This window comes from Enterobacter sp. SGAir0187, assembly GCF_002952735.2.
Classification (GTDB): Bacteria; Pseudomonadota; Gammaproteobacteria; order Enterobacterales; family Enterobacteriaceae; genus Enterobacter; species Enterobacter quasiroggenkampii.
The window spans coordinates 389,654-407,187 of the sequence record NZ_CP025034.2 but is presented as its reverse complement, the minus strand read 5'-3'; the positions used below and the strand labels follow the sequence as shown (position 1 = coordinate 407,187).

The following is a 17,534-nucleotide window of genomic DNA, read 5'->3' as shown; positions in this document are numbered from 1 at the left end:
AAACATGCGACAATGATCGGCACTGCCGGCTTAAATCTTTCGCTAAATCAGGATATTAACTGCCCATGAAGGGTAAATACAAAGCCGCTCTTGCGCTTTTACTGCTGTTCATACTGTTGCCGCTGACGCTGCTGATGACGCTCGCCCAGTGGGTGCCGACGCTCGCCGGGATCTGGCTGCCTGTCGGGACGCGCATCGCGTTCGAAGAGAGCCCAAAACTGACTCGCCACGCGCTGGTGATCCCCGACCTTCGCTATCTTGTGGAAGACTGCGAAATTGCCCGTATCGATAACGTGACGCTGTCACATCCCAGCCGCTGGAAGCTGGATATCGGCACGCTCGATTTAAACTCCGTCTGCCTCAGCAAAATTCCCCAGTCTGCGCCCTCAACGGTCGCCCCGAAAACGCTGGCACAATGGCAGGCTGTGTTACCCAATACCTGGCTCACGATTCACCGCCTGACGCTGTCGCCCTGGCAGCAGTGGCAGGGCGAGCTTAATGCGTCGCTGACCCCGTCCAGCCAGGAGATAGTCTATAAAGGCGAGCAGGTCAGCATTAAAGGGACGCTTCGCGGTCAGACGCTCTCGGTCAGCCAGTTCGATATACAGCTCCCGGATCAGCCGCAGCCAATTAAGCTGGTGGGCGAGTTTACCCTGCCGCTGGTGCCGGACGGCGTGCCGGTGAAAGGCCACGCGGTGGCGACCTTTACCGTGCCACAGTTAACGTCTCTGGTCGATGCCGATCTCGACTGGGAGGACAATCAGGGACAGCTGGTGGTGATGGCGAGAGACAACCCCGATCCGCTTCTCGACCTGCCGTGGCAGATCACGGCGGAACAGCTCAACATCAGCGACGGACGCTGGAACTGGGATCTCTCGGGTATGCCGCTGAGCGGGCGGGTGTCCCTTCGCGCCGACAACTGGCAGCAGGGGCTGGAGAAAGCCACGCTGACCGGACGACTGAACGTGTTGACGCAAGGCGATGCGGGGAAAGGCAACGCGGTACTGAATATCGGGCCCGGCAGGCTCAGCATGGAAAACAGCGACATGCCGCTGTATCTGAGCGGCGAGGCGAAGCAAAACGATCTCATTCTTTATGCCAAATTGCCGGCAACGCTGACCGGCAGCCTGTATGAACCGCAGCTGGCCTTTGAGCCGGGCGCGCTGCTCCGCTCGCGCGGACGCATCATTAACTCACTCGATATCGATGAAATCCGCTGGCCACTGGCGGGCGTGAAGCTCACCCAGAAGGGCGTGGACGGTCGTTTACAGGCGATTTTACGCGCTCATGAAAACGAGATGGGCGATTTTGAACTCCACCTGGACGGTCAGGCCAACGACTTTTTACCTGATAACGGCCTGTGGCAGTGGCGATACTGGGGGAAAGGCGGCTTTACGCCGATGCATGCCCGCTGGGATGTCGCCGGGAAAGGCGAGTGGCGCGACAACCTTATTGAGCTGACGGCGCTCTCCACCGGTTTTGACAAGCTTCAGTACGGCACGATGGAGGTCAGCAAGCCGCGTCTGGTGCTGGAGCAGCCTGTACGCTGGTTGCGCGATGCCGAAAAACCGGCCTTCAGCGGCGCGCTGTCGCTGAAGGCCGGGCAAACCCGGTTCTCCGGCGGCAGCGCGTTGCCGCCCTCGGTTCTGACCTTCAGCGTCGACGGCACCGACCCGACAATTTTTCAGTTTAAGGGCGACCTCCATGCGGACAACATCGGTCCGGTACAGGTCAACGGAAGGTGGGATGGCGTGCGCCTTCGCGGGCAGGCCTGGTGGCCGAAACAGTCCCTCACCGTCTTCCAGCCGCTGGTCCCGCCGGACTGGAAAATGACGCTGCGTGACGGAGAACTCTATGCGCAGGTTGCCTTCTCGGCGGCCCCCGATCAGGGCTTTGAGGCGGGCGGGCACGGGGTGCTGAAATCCGGTAGCGCCTGGATGCCGGACAACCAGATCAACGGTGTCGATTTTGTGCTGCCGTTCCGCTTCAGCGAGGGCACCTGGTCACTGGGCACGCGCGGCCCGGTCACGTTGCGCATTGGCGAAGTGGAAAACCTGGTGACCGCGCGCAACATTACCGCGGATTTACAGGGCGATTATCCCTGGACGGAGGACAATCCGCTGCTGCTCACCAACGTGAAGGTAGAAACCCTCGGCGGGAAGATCACCATGCAGCAGCTGCGGATGCCGCAGCACGATCCGGCCCTGCTGCGGGTGGACAATATCTCTTCGAGCGAGCTGATTAGCGCCGTCAATCCAAAACAGTTTGCCATGTCGGGGCCGGTCAGCGGGGCGCTGCCGTTCTGGCTGGACAACGAAAAATGGATCATTAAGGATGGCTGGCTGACTAACCCGGGCCCAATGACGCTGCGCATCGACAAAGATACGGCCGACGCCATCGTCAAAGACAATATGGTCGCGGGCGCCGCGATTAACTGGCTCCGCTACATGGAAATTTCGCGTTCGTGGACGAGAATCAATTTAGATAACCTGGGTGAATTAACCATGCAGGCGACCATCAAGGGGACCAGCCGGGTCGATGGCAAGAGCAGCTCCGTCAACCTGAATTATACCCATGACGAGAATGTCTTTACCCTCTGGCGCAGCCTGCGTTTTGGAGACAATCTGCAAACCTGGTTTGAGCAACACGCGGCGATACCCGGTCTCCGCAGTTCGACTGGCAAGGAAAGTGAGGAACAACAATGAAAAAGATGGCTGGTGCGCTCACCGTTGCCGTTGCCGCGCTACTGTCCGGCTGTACGCCGCGCATTGAAGTCGCTGCGCCAAAGGAGCCGATTACCATCAATATGAATGTCAAAATCGAACATGAGATCCACATTAAGGTCGATAAAGACGTTGAAACTTTGCTGAAATCGCGCAGCGATCTGTTCTGAGGACGCCATGAAACGAGTAGCTCTGATTTTACTGGCGCTGGGGATGAACGTGCAGGCGGCTACGCTCACCCTAAATGACGCCCGGGCGCAGGGGCGCGTGGGGGAAACCCTCAGCGGTTATCTCGCCCCGATTCAACAGGACGCCGAAACGCTGGCGCTGGTTAATCGCATTAACGCGGCGCGCACGGAAAGCTACCAGAAGCTGGCTGACAGCAATAATTTGCCGGTCGATGAAGTGGCCAAAATGGCAGGGCAAAAACTGGTTGCCCGTGCGCAGCCGGGCGAGTACGTGAAGGGCATTAACGGAAAATGGCTGAAAAAATAGCTAGCGGTAGCGCTTGCGGTATTCACCCGGCGAAACGCCAAAGCGCTGCTTAAACGCCGTTGAAAAATGGCTATGGTCGGTGAACCCCCAGCTGTAGCCAATCCCCGCCAGCTTTTCGTCATCACCGGCTGCGCGCAGCACCTCCGCGCAGCGATCCAGGCGGCGGTTTTTAATGTACTGCGCGACTACCAGCCCCTTCTCGGCAAACATGCGATAGAGGCTGCGTACGGACATTCCGCTCTCGGCGGCAATCCACTCCGGGCGCAGCGATTCAGACTGAATATGGTCGTCAATCAGGGCCACCACATGCTGGAACTGGCGCTCCTTACGCGGCTGAATGATTTCGCGCTGCTGGAAAGCGGGGCGCAGCAGGCAGATCATCGCTTCGAGCGCCGCTTCACTCTCCCGGTCACTCAGGCTGGCATTGCTCATACTCTCCATCAACAGGCGATGGCTCAGCTGTACCGTGGGCAAGGTGCGGGAAAGGGCGGTCGCGCAGCTTATCTCCTGAAAACGACACTGCTGCTCAATAATCTGACGGGGAACCAGGAGCGAAATCTGGCGGGATTTTTCCTGCCAGTTGATCGAGCAGGGGCGTGAGGCGTCAATCAGCGTAATATCACCGGTTCTGAGTACCGCGCGGCGGTCATCCTGCTCAATTTCCGCACTCCCTTCGAGCTGGAACACGGTATAGAACCAGGCATCGTTACTCTGTTTGATCTCCTGACGGGAGCGGAACAGGTTGACGCCGCCGGCGGTGACGGTACTGAGCTTCAGGCTACGCGCATAGCTGGTCTCCAGCTCGCCGTAGAATTTTCCCTCGGTGGGCTGAGCGTTAAATCGACCGCAAACCTGGTTAATTTGCGCCAGCCACTGCTGATACTGTTCCTGCTCGCTTGCACACGCCATCGTTTCTCTCACTGCGCCGTCAACGTTTTCGCATTGTTGCATTTATGTTGCATTTTGTCAGGGCTATGAGGCTGACTATAGGAAAGAACACTCACCGGTAACAGCGATATAAGCGGCAATTATCGCGATTTGCGGAGCCTGTCACAGGTGGCAAAGCGAATGTCACAGAGACAAAAGCGAGAATGCAAAACCCCACTTAGACTGGATGAACACCCTGCGAAGAATAACGAAGGAGTATCCTATGTCTGAATCACTGGTGGCTATTCAGCCTGCCGTGCAGCAATTTTTAGACCGACAGCATGGCCTGTGGATTGAAGGGCGTCAGGCCACATCGGACAGTGAAAAGCGGCTGAATGTCTACAACCCGGCCACGGGCGAGGTCATCGCCTCGACTGCCGACGCCAGCGTCGACGACGTTGATCGTGCCGTCATGTCCGGCTGGCGCGCCTTTGTGGCCCGTACCTGGGCCGGAAAACTCCCGGCGGAGCGCGAGCGGATCCTGCTCCATTTCGCCGATCTGGTGGAACAGCACAGCGAGGAGCTGGCCCAGCTTGAAACGCTGGAACAGGGCAAATCCATCAACATCTCTCGTATGTTTGAAGTCAGCTGCACCCTGAACTGGATGCGCTATACCGCCGGGCTGACCACCAAAATTGCGGGCAAAACCCTCGATCTCTCCATCCCGCTACCGCAGGGGGCACGCTATCAGGCGTGGACGCGTAAAGAACCGGTTGGCGTGGTGGCCGGAATTGTGCCCTGGAACTTCCCGCTGATGATCGGCATGTGGAAAGTGATGCCAGCGCTGGCCGCGGGCTGTTCTATTGTCATCAAGCCGTCTGAAACCACGCCGCTGACCATGCTGCGCGTGGCGGAACTGGCCAGTGAAGCGGGCATCCCGGACGGGGTGTTCAACGTGGTGACCGGCAGCGGCGCGGTGTGTGGCGCAGCGCTGACCTCGCATCCGCATATTGCAAAGGTAAGCTTTACCGGCTCAACGGCGACGGGTAAGCAAATCGCCCGCGCGGCGGCAGATACGCTAACCGGGGTGACCCTGGAGCTGGGTGGGAAAAACCCGGCTATCGTACTGAAAGACGCGGACCCGGCGTGGGTGATCGAAGGCCTGATGACCGGCAGCTTCCTGAACCAGGGGCAGGTGTGCGCGGCGAGCTCGCGCATCTACATTGAAGCGCCGCTGTTTGACACGCTGGTCAGCGGGTTTGAGCAGGCAGTGAAATCCCTGAGCGTCGGGCCGGGCATGTCGCCGGAAGCGTTTATCAACCCGCTGGTGTCGCGTGCGCACTGTGACAAGGTGCAAACCTTCCTTGATGAGGCGAAGTCGCGCAACGCGGAGCTGATCGTCGGTAACCGGGGGCCGGAAGGCAAAGGTTATTACGTTTCACCTACGCTGGTGGTGAACCCGGATGCCTCGCTGCGCCTGACCCGCGAAGAGGTGTTTGGCCCGGTGGTCAACGTGGTGCGCGTCGCGGACGGTGAAGAGGCGCTCCAGCTGGCAAACGACACCGAATATGGCCTGACGGCGAGCGTCTGGACGCAGAATATCAGCAAGGCGCTGGAGTATACCGACAGGCTGCAGGCGGGCACCGTCTGGGTGAACAGCCATACGCTGATCGACGCCAACCTGCCGTTCGGCGGGATGAAGCAGTCCGGAACAGGGCGCGACTTTGGCCCGGACTGGCTGGACGGCTGGTGTGAAACGAAGTCAGTGTGTGTGAGATATTGAAAACAAGCCGGGTGGCGCTGCGCTTACCCGGCCTACGGTTCGTGCAATTTGTAGGCCGGGTAAGGCGAAGTCGCCACCCGGCTTTGCCTACCGCGACCACCGATCCCGCCCGGCCTCTTTCGCCCGATACAGCGCCGCATCGGCGCGGGCGATGATCTCGGTGCCCGCTAACCCCTCGGCCATGCTCGCAATCCCCATGCTTACGGTGACATGGTCGCTGACCGTGGAGGCGTCGTGCGGTATGGCTTCCGTACGCAGGCCGTCCTGAATACGCAGGGCAACCTTTTCCGCGATGTTTGCCGGGCAATTGAAGAGGATGACCACGAACTCCTCACCGCCGTAGCGTGAAACCACATCATCAGGTGCGCGCACCGACTGCTTCAGCACGCGCGCCACGCGGGTCAGACAGTCGTCGCCTGCCTGGTGCCCGTAGGTATCGTTGTAGCGCTTGAAGTAGTCGATATCCAGCATAATCAGCGAGAAGGGCTTCTTCTGCTCAACCGCGTTCTCCAGCACCACCTCCATTTTCCGGCGATTGGCGGTCTTGGTTAACGGGTCCTGATGCGCCAGCGCGTCCAGCCGCGATATCAGCAGTTGATTTTGCTGGTTACGTCGCCAGGCTTCGTCAAACCAGCTAAGCAGAATAAAACGCCCGCAGATCAGAATCAGTGTAAAGACGCTCCAGATAATAACGAAGTGAAGATTGAGACCATCGTTTCGTATCCAGCTTGCTATCGGCAGGGTGATCCAGAGCGGGAGCACAAAGGCGAGCAGCCCCTCGGGGTAAAAATAGAGCGCCGTCAAACCGGCGAGTAACAGAATAACGCACAGCGGCCAGACGTGCGGGAGCAGCAGCTGGGTGATAAACCAGAAGCAGGAGACCGACCAGATGGCGCTGCAGATAAACAACACCACGCTGATGCCGGCGATGCGCCGCCAGGCCATAAGGATCAGCGCAGCCGAGAGGATGATAATACCGAGCATGGAGGCATCGACGATTCTCGTCAACTGCGGCGAGTGGGGATAAAGGGGATCGCTGACCTTAAGCAGAATGTGTCGCAGCAGAATCATCACCGCGAAGCTGATATTGACGAAGGCCAGCCACGGCAGGTTCATCGCCAGTCCATGCATAACCATGGCCTGGCGCGTTGGCCAGGTTGCCCGTTCCAGCGTCGGTTTTTTTCTTTTTTCCATAAAGCCCTTTCCCGTCCGGGGGATAAATCATGCAGGTGAGATATCAGTAACTATAAGCAAGCCAGGACGATCCTCAAACGCCAGGGCAAAAAAAACCGGGCAATTGCCCGGCGGATGGTTATTTTTCGTCTTTTTTCTTCCCGAGCGTTGGCGTCTCGTCGAAGAAGTTCCACGGTTTAAGCAGGGTATGCACCCATTCCGTCGGCATGATCGGCCACTCTTCCGCGCGGGCGACGTGGGTGGTGCCGGTGGTCATCCAGACCACGTCATCCTGATCGTTGAGAGATTCGTTATCCTTACTGTACTGGCCCAGACCGGTGTCGTGCACGGAGCGGTTAGGGAATTTCCCTTCCGGGTAGAGCTCATCCGGGTGGTAGCGGGTCACCCACAGCTGTTTGTCCATAAAGCTCAGACGATGGTAGATCCACTCGTCCGGTGCAAATTTCGCGCCGGTCGCCACCGGGTGCGTCCCCCCCGCGTAAGGGATAATCTGGTATGAGACCGGATTGCCCATGCGGTTCTCTTTACTTGTGTTGCTCAGCAGTCGAATCGTGCCCGGGTCGAACTTCTGTGCCGCCTGCTGCTCGGTATCAATATCGTACTGATTAATCTGCATGGTGCTGGTGCGCGGGCCCCCGGCGGTATTCGGCTTCACTTCCGGATCCATCGCCACCAGCTTGTTGTTGATGCCGTCCACGTCCATATCAAGACGGAAGTTGTAGATATGCTGGTGCGTGGTGCCCACGATGTTATGGTCGATCAGCGTGCCGTATTTGGTGTCGTCTTTGGCGGTGGCGTCGTGCATGGTTTTCGCCTGCACGCCTTTCACCGCCTCGATACCCGTCGCGCCGGCATCAATGCCGATGGTGCCATTTTCATGGAACACCCAGTCGAAGATGTAATCGTAGTTGCCCACGGTACTCACCCAGCGCACCACCAGCTCGCGGCGCTCGGTGCTGACGTTTGGCTGGCCCATCTCCTGATGTTTGTATTCCGGCCCCGCATAGCGTTCGAAAATGGCGATCGCGCGCGGGATCTCCATCGGCGCGCCGGTGTAGTCCGGGATGGTTTCGTTGAGCATCACCGCGTTGGACGGCACGTCTTTACCGCGTACCAGCGGTGAGGTCAGGGTGCCCATGCCGTAGTCGCCGGAATCAAGATAGGCCTTGAAGTACCAGCCCACGTCCGGATCGCCGTAAGGGACGATCATGCCGCCGAGCGACCCCTGATACATAATCTGCCGTTTTTTGCCGTTGTCGTTATAGGTGACGGTTGAAATCATCGGGCCGACGCGGGAGTCCAGGCTCAGGTGGAAGTCCCAGTTCTGCCAGTGCACCATATCGCCGGTAATGGTGTAGTTCTTGCCTTCCGGCTCAATGATGTCGAGCGGTTTTTTCGGCGTCTCTATACGGTCGCGGCCATCGTAGGGGCGCGGCGTCATCGGAACTGGAACAACGGCGCCTTCCTCAATCTTCTGGATTTTCTTCTGCTCAAGATCGACCACGGCCACCAGGTTTTCAATCGGGTGCGCCCAGTAGTTGCCGTCGCCAACGTCCAGATAGCTCACCACTTTCAGCAGGCGATCTTCCTGCTTCAGGCCATCTTTACCGTCGAAATAGCCGACGGTCAGCGGGGTTGTAATCACTTTTTTCGGGTCGGTGATGCCGTGTTTTTTAAGCACCTCGGCAAACTCCGTGCTGTCGTTGATGATCTGCTGTACCGCGGTGAAATCATCCAGCAGCACCATGCCGTGCGCGTCTTTCACCGGCTCCCAGCGCAGGATTTTTTTATCCTTCAGATCCACCACGCTTTCGATAACGTGCTTTCCATCGAGCATCACAATCTTCGCCTGGCGAGGGGCATCCACCGCATTACCGTTAAGCACAAAGTCCCACACTTTGGCTTTCTCTGGCTCAGCAAGGGCAATCTGGGTAAAGCGGGTATTCGGTTTAAAATCCGCCGAGGCTTTGACAATCTCAACGGCTTGCTTAATTTCGTCCGCCGTCAGTGCGTTTAGCGGGTGAGGGCGTTTTTCAACCTGGAAAGTCTGGTCAAGACCGGACTGGAAAACATCGTTGATGAAGCTGTCAGAGATAAAGGCTTTTTTGCCTTTCATCACCACCGGCACCTCGAGCTTGAGGGTTTTCCCGTTGACGATGGCGGTTTTAGCGCCCGGTTTGACCTTCACAAAGGCACCGTCTTTCGCAATGGTGAACATCTGTGCGTAATCATCCCACTGAACGTCGGCGCCAAAGTCCTGCAGCGTTTTGTCCATCGGGACCATATGCGCCTCACTGCCGTGGGCGAAAACAGGGGATTGCCAGGCGCAACACAGCGCAACGGCCATAGCCAGCGCCGTTCTACGGGCAGAAAAAGAAGAATTGCTTCCCATCGTAGACCTCATCTTGTTGTGTTTTTAGGGCTTATTGTGTTGTGACAGCCTTATCCTGACAGGCGCCTGAGAAAAGCGTTTGCCTGCATCTGCCAGATTATTTGCCAGTCTTGCCAGGTTAAAAAAAGAGCGGGGGTAAATCACATGCCGGGCCATTTCCCCTCCCATTGAGGCTGAGGGAACCCCACAAATGATGTCAGCACAGACGGCTCCCTCTCCCTTGAGGGAGAGGGCTGGGGTGAGGGGGAACATACGGCACTGGTGGTCATTCCGTTCACTTTATGTTCCTTGCTACTCTGTAACGACATGACCTGTGAACGTGCCAGGGTGGCTCAGTCGCCACCACCCTGGCGACCCGGGCTCCCGGCGGTAAATCGCCGCTGCGCGGTACCTTCGGCTTATTCCTTCCGGCTTATCGGGTACGGGCGGAGGTAACATCCCTGTAAAGCCCGCCCTCTCGGCGCATCCCTGCGCCTCGCCCCGGCCGGAAGGCAAACGCCTCAGCGATTTACAGCCGGACCAGGGCATCGCTAAAGGCCCTCAGCCATTCTAAAAGCAGCGTTATTGCTTCTGCTTGCACATTACTTGAGAGCGCTCAGCCATTGTGGAGAGGATGAGGAGCAGGGAACTTAGCTGAAATCACCCTGCTGGCGCGCCACCAGCGTCAGAATGGAGTAGAGCGCCACGGCCTGCTGGTGCTGGTTGAAGATCTCAACCGCCCACTCCACCACGCCCGTCGGTTTTTCCTCGGCGGTACGCTGTTTCTTCAGCGTTTTACGCTTGCAGGTCAGACGCACCTGAATGGTATCGCCCGGTTTAACCGGCTCGATAAAGCGCAGGTTTTCCATGCCGTAGTTGGCAATAACCGGCCCGACGCCCGCATCAACAAACAGCCCTGCTGCGGCAGAAATCAGGAAGTAGCCGTGCACCACGCGCTCGCCGAAGATCGACTCTGCCGCGCCGATCTTGTCCATATGGGCGTAGAAGTGGTCGCCGCTCAGGCAGGCAAAGTTCACAATATCCGCTTCCGTCAGGGTGCGGCGCGGCGTCAGCAGGCTGTCGCCCGGCTGCAGCTCCTCAAAGTATTTGCGGAACGGATGCACGCGATCTTCCTGCACCGCTGCGCCCCGCACCCACTGTTTGCCAATGGCCGCCAGCATCGTCGGGCTACCCTGAATGGCGGTGCGCTGCAGGTAGTGCTTCACCGCGCGCAGACCGCCCAGCTCTTCGCCGCCGCCCGCGCGCCCCGGGCCGCCGTGCACCAGCTGCGGCAGCGGGGAGCCGTGGCCGGTGGACTCTTTCGAGGCTTCCTCGTTGAGGATCTGAATACGCCCGTGGGCGCGCGCCGCACCGGTAATAAACTGGCGGGCAATGTCCGGGTCTGCGGTAACCAGCGTGCCGGCCAGGCTGCCGCCGCCCGCGCGGGCAAGCTGCATCGCGTGGCGTGCATTGCGATACGGCATTAGCGTCGCAACCGGGCCGAAGGCTTCGGTAGAGTGAACAGCAGGGGTTTCATCCGGCTGCGGGCAGAACAGCAGGGTCGGCGGGAAGAACGCGCCCGCGGCCTGCAAATCCGCTTTGCCACCCAGGCGGACCTGGCAGCCTGCGGCGATCAGTTGCTCCACTTTCTCCTGCACGTCCGCACGCTGTTCGGCGTTGACCAGTGCACCCATCTTTACCCCTTCCTGCGCCGGGTCGCCCACTACCACCTTTTCCAGCCGGGCAACCAGCGCCTGGCTCACGGCGTCAATCTGGCTCTGCGGGACGATAATGCGGCGAATGGCCGTACATTTCTGCCCGGCTTTGGCGGTCATCTCGCGCACCACTTCCCGAATGAACAGGGCAAATTCCGGCTGCTCCGGCGTGACGTCTTCACCCAGCACGCAGCAGTTCAGGGAGTCGGCTTCCATCGTGAACGGAATGGCATTCGCCACAATATTCGGGTGCACGCGCAGGCTTTGCCCGGTAGTGGCGGAGCCGGTAAAGGTCACCACGTCCTGGCTGTCGAGCTGGTCGAGGAGATCCCCCGCGCCGCCGCAGATCAGGCTGATGGCGCCGTCCGGCACCAGCCCGCTGTCCACGATGGATTTTACCATCGCCTGCGTCACCTGCGCGGTCGCGGTAGCGGGTTTAATAATGGCGGGCATACCGGCAAGCCAGGTCGGCGCCAGCTTTTCCAGCATCCCCCAGCAGGGGAAGTTAAAGGCGTTGATATGTACCGCCACGCCGGACTTCGAGGTGAGAACGTGGCGCGCTGCAAAGCCGCCTTCTTTCGACAGCGAGATTAACTCGTCTTCCGGCCACAGCGTGTCATCCGGCAGCTCGCGGCTGCCCAGGCTTGCATAAGTGAAGAGGGTGCCGATCCCGCCTTCGATATCGACCCAGCTGTCTGATTTTGTCGCCCCGGTCTGGGCGGACAGGGCATAAAACGTCTCTTTCTCGCTAAGCAGGTGCTTTGCCACCGCCTTCAGCATGGCCGCGCGTTCGATAAAGGTCATCTCGTGAAGCGCTTCGCCGCCGCGCTCAATCGCATAGCGACGGGCGGCCGCCATGTCCAGCCCTTCGCTGGTCACGCTCCACAGCGCTTCGCCACTGATGGCGTGATGAATAGTGCGTTCGCGGCCCCGGCCAGACTGCCAGGTACCGGATAAGAAGCTGGCTAACTGCTGCATCGCTTATCTCCAAATGTTACGTAATTTACCCATTAATAGTTTGATCATGAATCATAAAAATCAAGCTGAGTTTTAATGAATTGTTAACATTGTGATCCGCTCTGATGAAACGCGGCGCGCGAGGACGCTCTTCAGTACGCCTGCAGTAAAAGCCTTGCGAGCGATATCACAAAACAAGGAAACAATTCTTGGGGTTATATTTAACCTTTGTGTAACTTTTAAAAAACAAAGTGATTCAACATTACGCTTTAATTTGCAAACTAACGAATCATAAAGGTGATGACGTGACGCAAGAACAACGGTTTGAGCAGCGCATAGCGCAGGAGACGGCGATTGAGCCTCAGGACTGGATGCCTGACGCCTACCGTAAGACGTTGATCCGCCAGATTGGTCAGCATGCGCACTCCGAAATTGTCGGCATGCTGCCGGAAGGGAACTGGATCACCCGCGCCCCGACGCTACGCCGCAAGGCGATCCTGCTGGCGAAGGTGCAGGACGAAGCCGGACACGGGCTTTACCTCTACAGCGCGGCGGAAACGCTGGGCTGCGCGCGGGAAGACATCTACCAGAAGATGCTCGACGGCAAGATGAAATACTCCTCCATCTTCAACTATCCGACCCTGAGCTGGGCCGATATCGGCGTGATCGGCTGGCTGGTGGACGGCGCGGCCATCGTCAACCAGGTGGCACTGTGCCGAACCTCCTACGGTCCGTATGCCCGCGCGATGGTGAAAATCTGTAAAGAAGAGAGCTTCCACCAGCGTCAGGGCTTTGAAGCCTGCATGGCGCTGGCACAGGGGAGCGAGGCCCAGCGCCAGATGCTGCAGGATGCCATCAACCGCTTCTGGTGGCCGGCGCTGATGATGTTCGGGCCGAACGACGACAATTCGCCGAACAGTGCCCGCAGCCTGGCGTGGAAAATCAAACGCTTCGGCAACGACGAGCTGCGCCAGCGCTTTGTCGACAACACGGTGCCGCAGGTAGAGATGCTGGGCATGACGGTGCCCGATCCCGACCTGCGTTTTGATGAAGAGAGCGGTCATTATCGCTTCGGCGAGATTGACTGGCAGGAGTTTGACGAGGTCATTAACGGGCGCGGCATCTGCAACCACGAACGCCTGGCCGCCAAACGTAAAGCCTGGGAAGAGGGGGCGTGGGTGCGGGAAGCCGCACTGGCGCACGCCGAAAAACAACACGCCCGCAAAGTGGCTTAAGAGGAATCACGATGAGCAATGTCTACTGGCCGCTGTACGAAGTGTTCGTACGCAGCAAACAAGGGTTATCCCACCGTCACGTGGGCAGTCTGCATGCCGCCGACGATCGCATGGCGCTGGAAAATGCGCGTGATGCCTACACCCGCCGCAGCGAAGGCTGTTCTATCTGGGTGGTTAAGGCGAGCGAGATTGTCGCCTCCCTGCCGGAAGAGCGCGGCGAGTTCTTCGACCCGGCGGAAAGCAAGGTTTACCGCCACCCGACGTTCTACACCATCCCTGACGGCATCGAGCATATGTGAGGCAAAGAATGAAGACAGTGACGGCCTATGCCCTGCGTCTGGGCGACAACGGTCTGGTGCTCTCCCAGCGTCTCGGCGCCTGGTGCGGCCACGCGCCGGAACTGGAGATCGACCTCGCGCTCGCCAATATCGGCCTCGACCTGCTGGGACAGGCGCGCAATTTCCTGACCTATGCCGCGGAGCGGGAAGGCCAGGGCGATGAAGACACGCTGGCGTTTGGCCGCGACGAGCGCCAGTTCCGCAATGTGCTGCTGGTGGAGCAGCCGAACGGCAGCTTCGCCGACACGATTGCCCGCCAGTACCTGATGGATGCCTGGAACGTGGCGCTGTACGAACGCCTGACCCAAAGCCGCGACGGCCAGCTTGCCGCCATTGCCGCCAAAGCGATTAAAGAGGCGCGCTACCACCTGCGCTTTAGCCGCGGCTGGCTGGTGCGTCTGGGCGACGGGACCGAAACGTCCGCGCAAAAAATGCAGCAGGCCATCGACAGCCTGTGGCGTTTTACGGCCGAGCTGTTTGAAGCCGATGACGTCGAGCGGCAGCTGATTGAGTCCGGCGTGGCGGTTGACCCGCGCCTCCTGCGTCAGCCGTGGGAAAGCGAAGTGTATGCCGGTCTGAATGAAGCCAGCCTGCAGGTGCCCGCCGAGGTGGCGTACCGCACCGGGGGCAAGCAGGGGCTGCATACCGAACATCTGGGCCCGATGCTGGCGGAAATGCAGTATCTCCAGCGCGCGTATCCCGGTCAGCAGTGGTAAAGGAGAACGCTATGCAACGCCTCGTCGACATCGCGCCCGCGCAAATCCCGCAGATCTGGGCGCTGCTCAGCCAGATCCCGGACCCGGAAGTTCCGGTGTTAACCATCACCGATTTAGGCATGGTGCGCAGCGTGAAGGCGCAGGGGGAAGGCTGGGTCATTGGCTTTACGCCGACCTACTCGGGCTGTCCGGCGACGGAACATCTGCTGGGGGCGATCCGCGAGGCGATGACCGCGCACGGCTTTACTCCGGTGCACATTGTGCTCCAGCTTGAACCCGCCTGGACCACCGACTGGATGACCCCCGACGCGCGTGAGCGCCTGCGGGCGTACGGCATCAGCCCGCCGGTGGGGCATAGCTGTCACGCGCACGCGCCGGTGGAGGTGAGCTGTCCGCGCTGCGCCAGCACCGACACCTCCCTTATCAGTGAATTTGGCTCGACGGCCTGCAAAGCGCTCTACCGCTGCAATTCCTGCCGTGAGCCCTTCGACTATTTCAAATGTATTTGAGGCTGCCATGACAACGTTTCATTCATTAACAGTGGCAAAAGTGGAACCCGAAACCCGCGACGCAGTAACCATCACCTTCGCGGTGCCACAGGCGCTGCAGGAGGCCTACCGCTTCCGCCCCGGCCAGCACCTGACCCTGAAAACGACGCTGGGCGAAGACGAGCTGCGCCGCTGCTACTCCATCTGCCGCAGCACCGCGCCGGGTGAGATCAGCGTGGCGGTCAAAGCGATTGAGGGCGGGCGCTTCTCCCGCTATGCCCGGGATGAGATCAAAGCGGGCATGGCGCTGGAGGTGATGGTTCCTCAAGGGCAGTTTGGCTACCAGCCGAGAGCTGACCGCGAAGGCCATTATCTGGCGATTGCGGCAGGCTCCGGGATCACCCCGATGCTGGCGATTATCTCCGCGACGCTGGCGACCGAACCGAACAGCCATTTCACCCTGATCTACGGCAACCGCAGCAGCCAGAGCATGATGTTCCGCCAGGCGCTGGCGGACCTGAAAGACAAATACCCGCAGCGGCTCCAGCTGGTCTCCATCTTCAGCCAGGAGCGGCTGGACAGCGATCTGCTCTATGGCCGCATCGACGGGGAAAAACTGCAGGCGCTGGCGAAAACCCTAATCAACTTCCGCCAGTATGACGAGGCCTTTATCTGCGGCCCGTCGGCGATGATGGACGACGCCGAAGCCACGCTGAAGGCGCTGGGGATGCCGGACAAATCCATTCACCTTGAGCGCTTTAACACCTCCGGAATCACCGTTAAGCGCACGGCGCACGTGCAGGCAGAAGGACAGAAAGTGACCGTTCGCCAGGACGGGCGCGACCGTGAAATTACCCTCACGGCGGACGACGAAAGCATTCTTGATGCTGCCCTGCGTCAGGGGGCAGATCTGCCGTATGCCTGCAAGGGCGGCGTCTGCGCCACCTGTAAATGCAAAGTGCTGCGCGGGAAGGTGGACATGGCGACCAACTACAGCCTGGAGCCGGACGAGCTGGCCGCCGGGTATGTGCTGAGCTGCCAGTCTTTACCGTTAACCGCCGACGTGATCGTCGACTTCGACGCGAAGGGGATGGCATGAGCGAACTGATTGTTACCCGTCATGGCCGCGTGCTGCAGCTGACGCTGAACCGTCCGGCGGCGCGCAACGCCCTCAACAATGCGCTGTTGACGCAGCTTGCTGAAAAGCTGGAGGCCGCGGCTGCTGACAGCGATATTTCCGTCTGCGTGATTTACGGCAGCGAGCGCTGCTTTGCCGCCGGGGCCGATCTCAATGAGATGGCGGAGAAAGACCTGCCTGCCACCCTGAACGACATCCGACCGCAGCTGTGGGCGCGTATCAACGCTTTTCCTAAACCGCTGATCGCCGCCGTGAACGGCTTCGCGCTGGGCGCGGGTTGCGAGCTGGCGCTGCTGTGCGATGTGGTGATTGCCGGTGACAACGCCCGTTTCGGCCTGCCGGAAATCACGCTCGGCATCATGCCCGGCGCGGGCGGCACCCAGCGTCTCATCCGCTGCGTCGGGAAATCGCTCGCCAGCAAAATGGTGCTGACGGGCGAGAGCATAACTGCGCAGCAGGCGCTGAACGCCGGGCTGGTGAGCGATGTTTTCCCGGCAGCGCTGACGCTGGAGTATGCCCTGAAGCAGGCGGCCCTGATGGCGCGCCACTCGCCGCTGGCGCTGCAGGCGGCGAAGCAGGCGCTGCGCCAGTCACAGGAGGTGCCGCTCCAGGCCGGTCTGGCTCAGGAGCGCCAGCTGTTTACGCTGCTTTCCGCCACCGAAGACCGCCGGGAAGGCATCGACGCCTTCTTACAAAAACGCACCCCCGACTTTAAAGGACGCTAATTGTGGAATTTATTCTCAGTCATGTAGAACAGGGCGTGATGACCATTACGCTGAACCGTCCGGATCGTCTGAACAGCTTTAACGATGTGATGCACCAGCAGCTGGCCGAGTGCCTGAAACAGGCCGAGCGCGATGACACCGTTCGCTGTCTGCTGCTCACCGGGGCAGGACGCGGCTTCTGTGCCGGTCAGGACCTGAATGACCGCAACGTCGACCCCAACGGCCCGGCGCCGGATCTGGGCATGTCCGTTGAAACCTTCTACAACCCGCTGGTGCGCCGCCTGGCAAAGCTGCCAAAGCCGGTCATCTGTGCCGTTAACGGCGTGGCGGCGGGCGCGGGCGCCACGCTGGCGCTCGGGTGCGACATGGTGATTGCCGCCCGTTCGGCCAACTTCGTGATGGCCTTCAGCAAGCTCGGTCTGGTGCCAGACTGCGGCGGCACCTGGCTGCTGCCGCGCGTGGCCGGACGCGCCCGCGCCATGGGGCTGGCGCTGCTCGGGGACAAACTCAGCGCCGAACAGGCGCAGGCGTGGGGCATGATCTGGCAGGTGGTGGATGACGAGCAGCTCTCCACCACGGCACAGCAGATGGCCCTGCATTTTGCGTCGCAGCCGACCTTCGGGCTGGGGCTGATCAAGCAGGCGATCAACGCTGCAGAAACCAATACTCTGGACGCTCAGCTCGATCTGGAGCGCGACTATCAGCGCCTGGCCGGGCGCAGCGACGACTACCGCGAGGGCGTCAGCGCCTTCCTGGCGAAGCGCACGCCGAACTTTACGGGGAAATAAG

Annotated in this window: 15 protein-coding genes; 11 read left to right on the top strand and 4 right to left on the bottom strand. The window is 59.8% G+C overall.

Annotated elements, in window-relative coordinates:
- Window positions 1–65 precede the first annotated feature (65 nt).
- From CWR52_RS01900 to CWR52_RS01890, 3 genes are read left to right on the top strand one after another with little or no spacing between them, the layout of a single operon-like run.
- Window positions 66–2,705 carry a YdbH family protein gene (locus CWR52_RS01900; protein ID WP_104948672.1) on the top strand — a complete coding sequence of 880 codons (2,640 nt, stop codon included), beginning with the start codon at window positions 66–68 and terminating at the stop codon, window positions 2,703–2,705.
- Entirely contained in the window at window positions 2,702–2,893 is a 192-nt protein-coding gene (locus CWR52_RS01895; RefSeq protein WP_008502388.1) for a YnbE family lipoprotein, read from the top strand. The genes CWR52_RS01900 and CWR52_RS01895 overlap by 4 nt, the downstream gene beginning before the upstream one ends.
- Before the next feature lie 7 nt (window positions 2,894–2,900).
- Entirely contained in the window at window positions 2,901–3,218 is a 318-nt protein-coding gene (locus CWR52_RS01890; protein WP_008502387.1) for a YdbL family protein, read from the top strand.
- Here the strand turns inward: CWR52_RS01890 and feaR are convergent, their stop codons facing one another.
- The gene (gene feaR / locus CWR52_RS01885; protein WP_104948671.1) at window positions 3,219–4,127 is read right to left on the bottom strand and encodes a transcriptional regulator FeaR; all 909 of its coding nucleotides are present in this window, start codon (window positions 4,125–4,127) and stop codon (window positions 3,219–3,221) included.
- A gap of 241 nt (window positions 4,128–4,368) precedes the next feature.
- Between feaR and CWR52_RS01880 the strand changes: the two genes are divergently transcribed.
- Complete coding sequence (locus CWR52_RS01880; protein WP_104948670.1) at window positions 4,369–5,868, top strand: aldehyde dehydrogenase family protein; 1,500 nt, start codon at window positions 4,369–4,371, stop codon at window positions 5,866–5,868.
- Window positions 5,869–5,955: 87 nt separating this feature from the next.
- On the opposite strand, the gene CWR52_RS01875 is transcribed toward CWR52_RS01880, so the two are convergent.
- From CWR52_RS01875 to paaZ, 3 genes are all read right to left on the bottom strand, one after another.
- Entirely contained in the window at window positions 5,956–7,062 is a 1,107-nt protein-coding gene (locus CWR52_RS01875; RefSeq protein ID WP_104948669.1) for a GGDEF domain-containing protein, read from the bottom strand.
- Between the two features lie 118 nt (window positions 7,063–7,180).
- The gene (gene tynA, locus CWR52_RS01870) at window positions 7,181–9,454 is read right to left on the bottom strand and encodes a primary-amine oxidase (protein WP_104948668.1); all 2,274 of its coding nucleotides are present in this window, start codon (window positions 9,452–9,454) and stop codon (window positions 7,181–7,183) included.
- A 629-nt stretch (window positions 9,455–10,083) separates the two neighbouring features.
- The gene (paaZ, locus tag CWR52_RS01865) at window positions 10,084–12,126 is read right to left on the bottom strand and encodes a phenylacetic acid degradation bifunctional protein PaaZ (RefSeq protein ID WP_104948666.1); all 2,043 of its coding nucleotides are present in this window, start codon (window positions 12,124–12,126) and stop codon (window positions 10,084–10,086) included.
- Between the two features lie 284 nt (window positions 12,127–12,410).
- Between paaZ and paaA the strand changes: the two genes are divergently transcribed.
- The 7 genes from paaA to paaG are packed head-to-tail and all read left to right on the top strand — an operon-like array spanning window position 12,411 to window position 17,533.
- Window positions 12,411–13,340 carry a 1,2-phenylacetyl-CoA epoxidase subunit PaaA gene (paaA, locus tag CWR52_RS01860; RefSeq protein ID WP_048222992.1) on the top strand — a complete coding sequence of 310 codons (930 nt, stop codon included), beginning with the start codon at window positions 12,411–12,413 and terminating at the stop codon, window positions 13,338–13,340.
- Between the two features lie 11 nt (window positions 13,341–13,351).
- On the top strand, window positions 13,352–13,639 hold the full coding sequence (paaB, locus tag CWR52_RS01855) for a 1,2-phenylacetyl-CoA epoxidase subunit PaaB (RefSeq protein ID WP_104948665.1): 288 nt from the start codon (window positions 13,352–13,354) through the stop codon (window positions 13,637–13,639).
- Between the two features lie 8 nt (window positions 13,640–13,647).
- Complete coding sequence (gene paaC / locus CWR52_RS01850) at window positions 13,648–14,394, top strand: 1,2-phenylacetyl-CoA epoxidase subunit PaaC (RefSeq protein WP_104948664.1); 747 nt, start codon at window positions 13,648–13,650, stop codon at window positions 14,392–14,394.
- 11 nt (window positions 14,395–14,405) lie between these two features.
- Window positions 14,406–14,903: a 1,2-phenylacetyl-CoA epoxidase subunit PaaD gene (paaD, locus tag CWR52_RS01845; RefSeq protein ID WP_025911360.1), complete on the top strand. Its 498-nt coding sequence runs from the start codon at window positions 14,406–14,408 to the stop codon at window positions 14,901–14,903.
- Window positions 14,904–14,910: 7 nt separating this feature from the next.
- Window positions 14,911–15,981 (top strand): 1,2-phenylacetyl-CoA epoxidase subunit PaaE, encoded by a 1,071-nt coding sequence (paaE, locus tag CWR52_RS01840; RefSeq protein WP_104948663.1) that lies wholly within the window; start codon window positions 14,911–14,913, stop codon window positions 15,979–15,981.
- Window positions 15,978–16,745 carry a 2,3-dehydroadipyl-CoA hydratase PaaF gene (gene paaF, locus CWR52_RS01835; RefSeq protein ID WP_104948662.1) on the top strand — a complete coding sequence of 256 codons (768 nt, stop codon included), beginning with the start codon at window positions 15,978–15,980 and terminating at the stop codon, window positions 16,743–16,745. Before paaE ends, paaF begins: the two co-directional genes overlap by 4 nt.
- On the top strand, window positions 16,745–17,533 hold the full coding sequence (paaG, locus tag CWR52_RS01830; RefSeq protein ID WP_104948661.1) for a 2-(1,2-epoxy-1,2-dihydrophenyl)acetyl-CoA isomerase PaaG: 789 nt from the start codon (window positions 16,745–16,747) through the stop codon (window positions 17,531–17,533). Before paaF ends, paaG begins: the two co-directional genes overlap by 1 nt.
- The last annotated feature ends 1 nt before the right edge of the window (window position 17,534 follow it).